The organism is Hyphomonas beringensis (genome assembly GCF_000682755.1).
Taxonomy (GTDB): domain Bacteria; phylum Pseudomonadota; class Alphaproteobacteria; order Caulobacterales; family Hyphomonadaceae; genus Hyphomonas; species Hyphomonas beringensis.
Map to the genome: position 1 here is coordinate 60,678 of NZ_AWFF01000035.1, position 9,521 is coordinate 70,198.

Here is a 9,521-nt window from a genome sequence, read left to right on the forward strand (position 1 = left end):
CGGGTTCAAGGCCCGGAGCAGTTTCAGGAAAGGCAGGCATATAGCGCGAGATGCGCCAAATTGCGAGGGATCAGGCTGCAGAGGCCTCGGCATTCGCGGTTCCGGCGGCGACCCAGCCGCCGCGGAAGTCCCGTGCCGGCTCCAGCTTGTCGGTGATGCCGATCAGGTTTTCGCCGCTGCCGAGCAGCAGCATCGCGCCTGGCATCATCTGTTCGGCAATACTCTCGACCACACGTTTGCGGGCCGGTTTCGCCATGCCGGACAGCACATTGCGGCACAGAACGACATCAAACTTGCCAAGGCCGTGGGCGCTTTCCAGCAGATTGTGCTGACGGAAGCTGACGCGGGAACGCAGATCCTCGGAAAGCTCCCATTGTCCGGTCTCAAGTCGCGTGAAGTGCTTGATCAGGCGGCGAATGGAGAGGCCGCGCTGAACTTCATAATGGCCGAACCGGCCAATACGCGCCTTCTCTGTCACCACTTTGCAGATATCTGTGGAGAGAAGTTCAATCTTCGCGCCCCGCAGAGCTGGCGGCATCTCGTCTTCCAGAAGGATCGCCAGAGAATAGGCTTCCTGCCCAGTGCTGCCACCGGCGCACCAGACTTTCAGACGGCCCGTATTGGAAGCTTTCAGACGCTTGGGCAGCACATCCTCGACGACGCGTTGCAGGCAGTCGCGATCCCGAAAGAACCAGGTGTCCTTGGACACGAGGGCTGCAGCAATCTCGGCCGCAAAGATCGGGTTGGCGCGCGATTTCAGGCAGTGCACCAGATCCGCCATGGAGCCAAAGCCCTCGCGCCGCGCGATGGGCGCAAGGCGGGCCTCAATCAGATAGGATTTGGATTTCGGAATTGCCTGACCGGAGCTTTTCAGCGCCAGATCTGCCAATTCGTTGAAGACCTCTTCCTGCATCAACCACTCCGACCGGACATTCTGCCCCAGAGGTTTACCAATGGGGACGTTTTATTAAGAAAGACTTCAGACCAGCCCGACTTCTGCGAATTTGCTTTCCAGAATATCGGCGTCAAAAGGCTTCATGATGAATTCGTCAGCGCCGCACCGCAGCGCTTCATTGATGTGCTCTGCATCATTCTCGATGGAGCAGAACACAACGAGGGGCCGCGCGCCCCCCTCTTCCCGGCGCAGGGAGCGCAGGAAGTCCAACCCGTTCATGACGGGCATGTTCCAGTCCAGCAGCACAGCATCCGGCATTTTCTCCCGGCACATGCGCATTGCCTGAGCACCGTCACCTGCTTCCATGACGTCAAAGCGCAGGTCCCGCACAATGCGCGCAGCCACCTTCCGCACAACGCGGGAGTCATCAACAATCAGACAAGTCTTCATGGCGTGCCCTGTACGCAATAGTCCCACCGTGCAAGCTCGCTGAGGCCGGTTAAGAATTTATTGCCAAAGTGTAAATTTGCTGCGCCTGCTTACCCTTCAGCGCGAATGCCTGTGGCCATGAAAATGACCGTATCGTCACCCTGACTGGCCGTCAGTTCACCGCCCAGACCATCGCAAATCATCTTGGCAAACAGCGGCTGGATGTTCTCTGGACGCCAGCCATCCTCGGGCTCATCATTGGTGAGGGCCTTTAGGGCGTCTGGGCGCAGTTTGGCGCGCTTGCCCTTGCAGGTCAGCGTAATGGTCATGCCACCCGCCTCGTTGCGGATACGCACGCTGATCACGCCGCCACGTGGCAAGGAATCCACGGCCATCAAAACCATGTTCATCATCATGCGCACATGAGAGAAGCTCAGATGGTCTGTCTGGATGTCGAATTCGATGCTGGGCCGGTGGCTCTTGACGAAATTCTCTGTGATTTTGCGCGCTTCGTGAATGTCCGCCGCGCCGGAGTTCAGCCCGATCGAGCCGAAGGCGTAGCGGAGATACTGGATGCGGGCCCCTGCCTTTTCGGCGCCGTCCTCCAGCAAGGCCTGCGCCTGGGCTTTCATCTCCATGTCGCCGGGGTCGTTCAGCAGGTCGAGCGCATTGGTCACCGAGGAAACCGGCGAGACGAGATCATGGCAGATGCGCGACGCAATATATGCAGACAGGCGTGCAGGATCGATCATGGAAGTGGACAAGCCCCGTTCTTGTATTAACTCGATAGCAGGATTGAGTGAGCCGCGCCGCCTGTCAATCGAGGCACCGTGAACTATACGCTACAAATACACGACTAGATGTCGTGTTCACCACCATCTTCAGGCCGGTCAATATCATCATAACCATGACGTGCGCTGTGGAATGTCAGCATGAACAGGCCAATCGACAGCGCCAGAGTGAGCACACCCCCGATAATGTACGCAGCCCAGCCATGCCCGGAAATGCCATCCCGCATGTTCTGCCAAAACAGCGACAGCACCCAGAGCATGAGCCCGAGTAGGACGAAGCTAGCAGTGATCCAGAGGACAAGTTTGCGGGACATGGCCCTTAGCTAGCCTCTGTCCCGCAACAGGCAACCTATTTCTGCTTCCAGCTGCCGCTGGCGTCCATGTAATACTGGCCGGGTTTGAGATCCGAGATCAGCTTTTCACCGGTCACGCGCGCCACCTGGGCGACGGATGTGCCGGTCTGTGCCGCGATCTCGGCATATTTGGCCGCGCGCTTGTTGTTGATCTCCTGAACCTTGCGGACCACGGCAGGGTCCGCCGAGCCAACAACGCCTAGACGGCCGTCTATACGCTCACCCACCTGACCAGACTGAATGGCAGCATCAATGACAGGGTCACCGGCCCAGGCAGCTGGTGCCATGCTGGCAAGCCCCAGGGCCAGAATGAGAGAGGCAAAAATCGTGCGAAGGGATTTCATGATGTGTCTCCTGACTTCGCTAAACTAGAACAGGTCCGGGTTATCCGCGATCAGGTCTTCGACTTCCTTGTCGAGGATGACGCGAACTTCCTGAGTGATATTGACGTTGAGGTCTATCTTAATCGGCTTGTCGGACGGCTCAAGGCGTACCGTGGGCGTGCAGGCAGCCATAGCCGTCAGGCCGGCGCCGATCAGCAGGACTTTTGGTAAGGTCATTCGGATTCGCTCCTCGATATTCGCGGTGAACATGACACACCGCACCTTAACGTCAATGAATGAGCGCGTTGCCCGTTATTCAGGTTCGCCATTGCGATCTTCCTGCACCTGTTTGACCACAATGTCAGTCAGTTGTTTCTGGCTTGTGTAATATTGTGTGGACTTGAACAGCTCGCTAAGTGCGGAATTGATACTTATGTCGAACTGGAAGGGCTGGTTCATCAGCACCTGACCGTTCTTGCCATAGGTGATGCCCTTTCGGCTGACGCCCTCCAGAAGCAGTGAAATTGTGATGCGATCCATCGCGTTGCCATCAAGGCCGACCTCCAGAACGGTAAAGTCGAAATCCTTCAGCGCCTCGAACGCCATACGGGCATTCGGGTCTGCCCCTGCCGCAGACTCCCCTGCCTCGCCCTGATAGGCCAGCCGCCCGCCATTGGCATCTGCCTTTAGACGCGCGTCCCTGATCAGGATCTGCGTGCCCTTCACGTCAATCGGAAAGCGGCCCGATACAGTGCCTGTCGCCTTGGTATCCGGCAGTTTCAAGGTTTCGACCAGACGCGACAGCTCAATCTTGTCTGCCGTGACTTCCAGGTGCTGGTCTTCCCCGCCCAGCACCCATTTGAAAGGCGCCAGCGCGAGCGTACCGCCGGCAAACGGGAAGGCCGCGGATTCCACGGACAATGTCTTGCCGGAGATGAGCTGGAAATCGATCTTGCCATTCTCAAGCGGGAGACCGGGATTCATCGCGCCAATCGTGATGGTCTGGCCGGGCGCGGTCGTCAGGTCCAGCAAATCACTGAAGGCTACGTCCCCATTCACGCTCTCTACACGGCCCAGGCGCGTTGTCTGAAAGCCGAACTCATCAATCGCGACCTCCCCTGTTCCAGTGATCTTGCCGCTGTCGATGTCCAGCCGGGCCGAAGCATTCAGCGTCCCCCGCGCATCGGTAAAGACACCGCGCAGCCTGTCTGACAGGCGCCAGGGCTGAAGGCCGCCAGGCTCAAAGGTCAACGGTCGGGAGGTGACCGCCGCCATGCCGGTGAGGCTGACAATATTTATCCTGGCCATGCTGTCCGCAATGGTCAGTCCGCCGGACTTCAGCCGCAAGGGCCCGGACATGTCGAGCAGGCCGTCATCAAGAGTGGCGGTAAAGTCTGCCGTAAGTGGTTGATAGAGCGGGTCGTCACGCAGGTCTCGTATGTTGACGCCGCTGGCCTCAAGATTGCCGCGAATGCCGCCGGTTGCGGACACGCCATCAAAGCTGAAGCTGCCTGCCGTCACCTTTGCCGGGATCAGGGAGCCGCTGAAGTCCGTCTCGCCAAGACGCGCAGACAATGCGGGTGCCTCGTTCTGGCGCGCTGCAACGCCCATGCGCAGCTTGTCGCCTTCTATGCCCAGCGTATTGCTGCCAACCGTCAACGGCATGGAGACATGGTCAGCCGTAGCAGAGAGGCTGATGCCACCTGCGCTTTCCCAGTCCATCCGGGCATTGGAAAAGACCAGCTCTCCACCACCGGAAGACAGCTCAAGGGGAAGTTTCAGGTCGCCCAGCCGCGCCGCACCGGACAAGCCATCCTGGCCCGGTGTGGCGAACACGCCTTTCACGGGGCAGACATTCGCCGCGAACGGCGTCAGACGGATCGCCCCGAAGGAGAGGCCCTGACTGCGCCATGCCGCACATGTTCCGTCCACAGCGCTGAGCTGCCAGCCTTCGGGCTGTTTTTCCGCACGCAGGTCTCCCTCCAGGCTGGAGGTTTCAAACGTCACACCGGCAGCATCGCCTGCAAATCCGACCTTTCCCCGCAGGTCAATAATGTCCGCCTGCGTCTCAGAGTGCTGATATTCGAGAACATCCAGTTTGGCAGAGATTGTCCGATCGCCGGCACGCCATGGCGCAAGGGTCAGCGCTTCTGCGCCCAACCGGTTTATACCTGAGGGATCCGCAGAGAAGTTCAGGATTGCATCGAATTTGGGAAAGCCACCGCCTGAAAGGGTGACATGACCATTTACGGCGGTCTGCGCGCCATCCCAGCTGAGCCAGGGGGCACTGCCCGTCGCCTCGCCCTTGATCTGCAGACCAGAGGACGCTGACAGCGACGCCGCTTCCGTGACCACGATTTGCAGCTCATCCGGCGCACGCGTGACACGGGCCGGAAACGCCACATCAAATTCCTGCAGCGCCTGCCTCACGCCCCGTTTCAGGCTGGCCCCGTGATCAGAAAGCAGCCCCGGAAAGGAGAGATAAGTACTGACACTGTCTGAAAAACTGTCAGATGCCGCCGCGCCGGTCAGCACGAAATTGGCCTTTGTCTCGAAGCGGGCCTCTTTATCGCGTTGGATGTCTCCCGTGACGGCCAAACTTTTGGCGGTCCCTTGCGGCGCTTTTGCATCTGCCACTGAAAGTGCGTAGGGTCCCGAGAACATGCCCTGCCTCAGCTTCAGGTCCGCCTCGCCCTTCATACTGGCGCCGGAATAGTCCTGAAGCCGGAAAGCTCCGCTCTTCAGCTCGGCTGATACCGTCTCCAGCGCCGCGAGAATGGCATCAATGCCTGCATTCGGAAGGCGCGAGAGGTGCGCCTCTCCGGAGGTTTCGGCGGCTTCAAGGCTGTAGTCGCTCCAACTTCCCTTCGCGAGGGACGCATCCCAGACGATGCGGGTTTCGCCCTTCCCATCAATTGGCGACGAGAGCAGAGCGGAGAGATCGGCATCCCGGATTGCGACTCCGCGAATGTCTGCGACGTCGAGGTCGAGGGACGCCTCCCCTTCGAGGCGACCATTTTCGGCGACAATATCGACGGCCCCTTCACTCCAAACGATCTTGCCGCGCGGCCCATCCAGAGACACAGGATCGAGCGTCACATTAACGGTGCCGGATTTCGGGAACACACCGTTCACATTGATCGAGGCGCCGACCTCCCCTGCGCTGGTTTCCAGCAAAAGGCGTCCGTTCGTAATGCGCACAGCAGGCAAATCCGCTGCGCCGCCCCCCGATGTATTGCCGCTGCCAATGCGCTCCAGGCCGTGGAAGCGTACTCCCTGATCATCAAGTGTGCCGCGCAGGACAGGCGAATCCACTTCAATCTCTGTCAGAGAGGGGGTGAACCAGTCCCAGCTAAGACGCGCCGTTACTTCATCGGCCTGAAACGGGACGTTCTCACCAGACTTAACAACAAGGTCCGACAGAACGCCGCCCCCGGCTCCCAGCCGGTCGAAATGACCTTCGCAGACAAGCTGCTGACCTTCGCACCAACTGGCCAGCGCCTGCTCTGCCACCGACTTGCGGACGAGCCAGAATATGGCCGCGACAACCAGAACAAGAATCACGGGGCCGAGCAACAACCACCGCCCCCAGCGGAACGAACGCTCCGCCGGGACTTCAGCTTGTTTCTCTAAATCTTTGTAATCTATCGTATCCACTGAGTGTACCGGCTTGCTTCTTGCTTGGCTTGCCTACTAGAATTTCTATGAAAGCAAGAAGGCCAAATTAAGCGCGTTGTCTTTTCTTAACAGGCAAAAGGCATACAAAGCTGAAATGGAAAACACGATCCGGACGGATCATGGTGCCGGGGGGCACCGGGAATGAGGGAGGTCGCTTCGTGAATCACGGCGCAGACAACACGCATACACACACCCTTTCGCAGGGACGGAACCTGTCACACGGTATCAAAAGCCTAATCGTTCTGGGCCTGCTTGGTTCCATGTCGGCTGCACTTGGCCTCATTTCGATTACATCTGGCGAAGATGGCGGCGTTTCTGCCGCTCACGCCTCGCCGCCGCCCCCGCCTTTGGCAACCACCCTTTTCTCGGCTGTTGAATTCACGCCGGTATCGGCTACCCCCGTTCGCCATAGCGGCGAACTCAAGAGCCGCCAGACGCTGACAGAGCTGGTCACCAACCTTGGCGCATCCCCTTCCGATGCAGCAGCTGCCCTGCATACGATCTATGAGAAGGAATTGCTGGACCCACGGCGCCTGCGCCCCGGTGTGAAGGCTGAAACCTTCATCGTGGATGGCCAGATGAGAGCCCTGAACGTGAAGGCAGATGCCGACCGGAATCTTTATATCACGCGCAACATGTCCGGTGGCTGGTCTGCAACGGAACTCAAGGCCCGCCTGACGCCCAGCTATTCCCGTGTCGCCGCCGATATCGAAACCTCTATCTATGATGCAGCCCGCGCCCAGGGCGCCGGAGATCAGCAGGTTGTCGATTTCGCCAGCGCCTTTGCCTATGATGTGGACTTCCAGCGCGAGATCCACCGCGGAGACTCCTTCGAACTGGTCTATGAGACCTTCGTGGATGAGCGCGGACACCCGGTTAAAACCGGAGATGTCATCTATGCCAGCCTGGATGGCGACGCCCTGACCCGCAGCTTCTATCGCTTCGCGCCCAGCGATGATGGCGTGCCTGATTATTTCGACCAGAATGGCGAAAGCGCCACGAAATTCCTGATGAAGACGCCGATCAATGGCGCGCGCCTGTCATCCTCCTTCGGCAATCGCCGTCACCCGATCTCTGGCTATACGCGCCTGCACAAGGGCACGGACTTTGCCGCCCCAAGCGGCACGCCGATCTATGCCGCCGGCAATGGCGTGGTCGAGCGCGCCAGCCGCTATGGTGGCTATGGCAATTATGTCCGCATCAAGCACGCCAATGGTTACAAGACAGCCTATGCCCATATGTCCCGCTATGGCCCCGGTGTGCGCGCCGGCAAGCGGGTCCGCCAGGGCGACATTATTGGCTATGTCGGCTCTACCGGTGCCTCAACCGGCCCGCACCTTCACTATGAAGTCTATATTAAAGGCAAGCCGGTCAACGCCATGAAACTGAAGCTGCCGACAGGCCGCAAACTGGTCGAAAGCCCGGAGATGCTGAAGGAATTCATCGCGCGCAAAGCCGAAATCGATGGCATCCGCTCCAATCAGGGTGCACGGCTGGTTGCCTCAAACCCCCTCCAGGCCCCACCAACCCCGTAATCCCGGAGTGTTGAATCCGCAGATCAGACCTCGCCCAGAGGGCGAGTCTGGCTTGTTTCTTGCGTGATTTCTCCTGACAACCCACCGCCGGGTTCTGCTCGGCAGGGACAGGAGTATCTGGATGATCAGAAACAGCACCAAGACCCCCGCTCGCGTGGACCGGCGTTTCCGCCCCAGCCGCAAGGCTGAGCTGATTGCCGGCGGCCTGATCGTGCTCGCCATGCTCGTCCTGTTCGCGCTGGTGCGGCCGACATCCGATGCTGCCAGCCCTTCTTCGCCGGACTGGCTGACCTATTCGGATTTTAGCCAGGACATGCCGACGATCTCCACCGCAGAACGCGTCGGCACAATCACCCGCCGCGCACAGGCCTCTGACGTGCTGGAAGTGCTGGGCGCCTCCGGTGAGGACGCAGACAACGCCATGGATGCGCTGCGCGACACAGGCCTGCTGAGCCGCAGCAAGCTGGCCGCAGGCACAGTCCTAACCGCCTATTTCGACGAAGCCGCAAATGAGGGACTTGGAGAACTTGTCTCCGTATCACTGCGTGCAGACCCGCGCACCACCCTGCTCGCCACGCGCAAGCCGGATGGCAGCTTCATGACCAGCACGCTGACTGCCCGCGTCTTTGATGGCACGCGCAGGATTGCCGGGACCATTGAGACGACCCTGGCGGACGCGCTGACGGCCCAAGGTGGCCCCCAAGACCTGGCTGGCGATGTCGCCGCCCTCTTCCCGGATGACACGCAGCTGGCCCTGGGCGGCCGCAAGGGCGAACGCTTCGACATTGTCTATCAGGTGGCAGAGGATGAACGCGGCAATGTGCTGGAAACCGGCGACCTGTTGTTTGCGGCCTATAATGGCAAGCAAAGCAATGGCAGCTGGTACCGGTTTGAACCGTCCGACACGGGCCGCGCCGAGTTCTACAATCGTCAGGGCAGCACGCAGAAGCCGCTGCTGACCCGCTATCCGCTTGGCTATGCGCAGATCAGCTCTGGCTTTGGCCGCCGGTTGCATCCGGTTAGCGGCCTGCTGCTGCTGCATAGCGGCGTGGATTTCCGCGCCCCCATCGGCACGCCCATCTATGCCGCTGGCGATGGCGTGATCAGCCAGATGGGATGGGGCGATGGCTATGGCCGCCAGATCTTTATCACCCACAAGCGCGACTTTGAGACGGTCTACGCTCACATGTCCGGCTTCAACACGCAGCTCAGCCCCGGCATGAGCGTGAAGCGCGGCGACCTGATCGGCTATGTCGGCAATAGCGGCACGGCCACCGGGCCGCACCTGCATTTCGAAATCCGGGAGAATGGGCGCTATGTGAACCCGGTCTCGCTGAATTTGCCCTCGGGCCGGTCTCTGGCAAGGAACCCGGAGGAAATGGACAAGCTGCGCGAGCAGATTAGCAAAATCGATACGCTACGCGGCGCAACCGGCCCTTTGACAACGGCCCGGCTAACCACGATGACCATTCCGACCAATCCATGAAAAAAGCCCCGGTATCGATACCGGGGCTTTT

9 protein-coding genes are annotated in these 9,521 nt (G+C 59.7%); 2 read left to right on the forward strand and 7 right to left on the reverse strand.

Annotation, left to right across the window (positions count from 1 at the left end; all coding sequences use genetic code 11):
- Positions 1 to 70 precede the first annotated feature (70 nt).
- From HY29_RS08735 to HY29_RS08765, 7 genes are all read right to left on the reverse strand, one after another.
- Positions 71 to 913 carry a CheR family methyltransferase gene (locus tag HY29_RS08735; RefSeq protein ID WP_034795754.1) on the reverse strand — a complete coding sequence of 281 codons (843 nt, stop codon included), beginning with the start codon at positions 911 to 913 and terminating at the stop codon, positions 71 to 73.
- 66 nt (positions 914 to 979) lie between these two features.
- The gene (locus tag HY29_RS08740) at positions 980 to 1,345 is read right to left on the reverse strand and encodes a response regulator (protein ID WP_034795756.1); all 366 of its coding nucleotides are present in this window, start codon (positions 1,343 to 1,345) and stop codon (positions 980 to 982) included.
- A gap of 89 nt (positions 1,346 to 1,434) precedes the next feature.
- Positions 1,435 to 2,088, reverse strand: coding sequence for a histidine phosphotransferase family protein (locus HY29_RS08745; RefSeq protein ID WP_155838267.1), 654 nt, complete (start codon positions 2,086 to 2,088; stop codon positions 1,435 to 1,437).
- A 92-nt stretch (positions 2,089 to 2,180) separates the two neighbouring features.
- Complete coding sequence (locus tag HY29_RS08750) at positions 2,181 to 2,429, reverse strand: hypothetical protein (protein ID WP_155838268.1); 249 nt, start codon at positions 2,427 to 2,429, stop codon at positions 2,181 to 2,183.
- Positions 2,430 to 2,464: 35 nt separating this feature from the next.
- Positions 2,465 to 2,812 carry a YdbL family probable chaperone protein gene (locus HY29_RS08755; RefSeq protein ID WP_051601343.1) on the reverse strand — a complete coding sequence of 116 codons (348 nt, stop codon included), beginning with the start codon at positions 2,810 to 2,812 and terminating at the stop codon, positions 2,465 to 2,467.
- Positions 2,813 to 2,836: 24 nt separating this feature from the next.
- Positions 2,837 to 3,028 (reverse strand): YnbE family lipoprotein, encoded by a 192-nt coding sequence (locus HY29_RS08760; RefSeq protein ID WP_081811313.1) that lies wholly within the window; start codon positions 3,026 to 3,028, stop codon positions 2,837 to 2,839.
- 75 nt (positions 3,029 to 3,103) lie between these two features.
- Complete coding sequence (locus HY29_RS08765; protein ID WP_034795763.1) at positions 3,104 to 6,370, reverse strand: intermembrane phospholipid transport protein YdbH family protein; 3,267 nt, start codon at positions 6,368 to 6,370, stop codon at positions 3,104 to 3,106.
- Between the two features lie 257 nt (positions 6,371 to 6,627).
- On the opposite strand from HY29_RS08765, the gene HY29_RS08770 reads away from it, so the two are divergent.
- Both HY29_RS08770 and HY29_RS18425 read left to right on the forward strand, forming a co-directional pair.
- On the forward strand, positions 6,628 to 8,004 hold the full coding sequence (locus HY29_RS08770) for a M23 family metallopeptidase (RefSeq protein WP_051601347.1): 1,377 nt from the start codon (positions 6,628 to 6,630) through the stop codon (positions 8,002 to 8,004).
- 121 nt (positions 8,005 to 8,125) lie between these two features.
- Positions 8,126 to 9,490 carry a peptidoglycan DD-metalloendopeptidase family protein gene (locus tag HY29_RS18425; RefSeq protein WP_051601345.1) on the forward strand — a complete coding sequence of 455 codons (1,365 nt, stop codon included), beginning with the start codon at positions 8,126 to 8,128 and terminating at the stop codon, positions 9,488 to 9,490.
- The last annotated feature ends 31 nt before the right edge of the window (positions 9,491 to 9,521 follow it).

Coding starts and splice junctions, on each gene's coding strand:
- HY29_RS08735 (WP_034795754.1), bottom strand. CDS start 913: ATGCAGGAAGAGGTCTTCAACGAATTGGCAGATCTGGCGCTGAAAAGC.
- HY29_RS08760 (WP_081811313.1), bottom strand. CDS start 3,028: ATGACCTTACCAAAAGTCCTGCTGATCGGCGCCGGCCTGACGGCTATG.
- HY29_RS08750 (WP_155838268.1), bottom strand. CDS start 2,429: ATGTCCCGCAAACTTGTCCTCTGGATCACTGCTAGCTTCGTCCTACTC.
- HY29_RS08740 (WP_034795756.1), bottom strand. CDS start 1,345: ATGAAGACTTGTCTGATTGTTGATGACTCCCGCGTTGTGCGGAAGGTG.
- HY29_RS08755 (WP_051601343.1), bottom strand. CDS start 2,812: ATGAAATCCCTTCGCACGATTTTTGCCTCTCTCATTCTGGCCCTGGGG.
- HY29_RS18425 (WP_051601345.1), top strand. CDS start 8,126: ATGATCAGAAACAGCACCAAGACCCCCGCTCGCGTGGACCGGCGTTTC.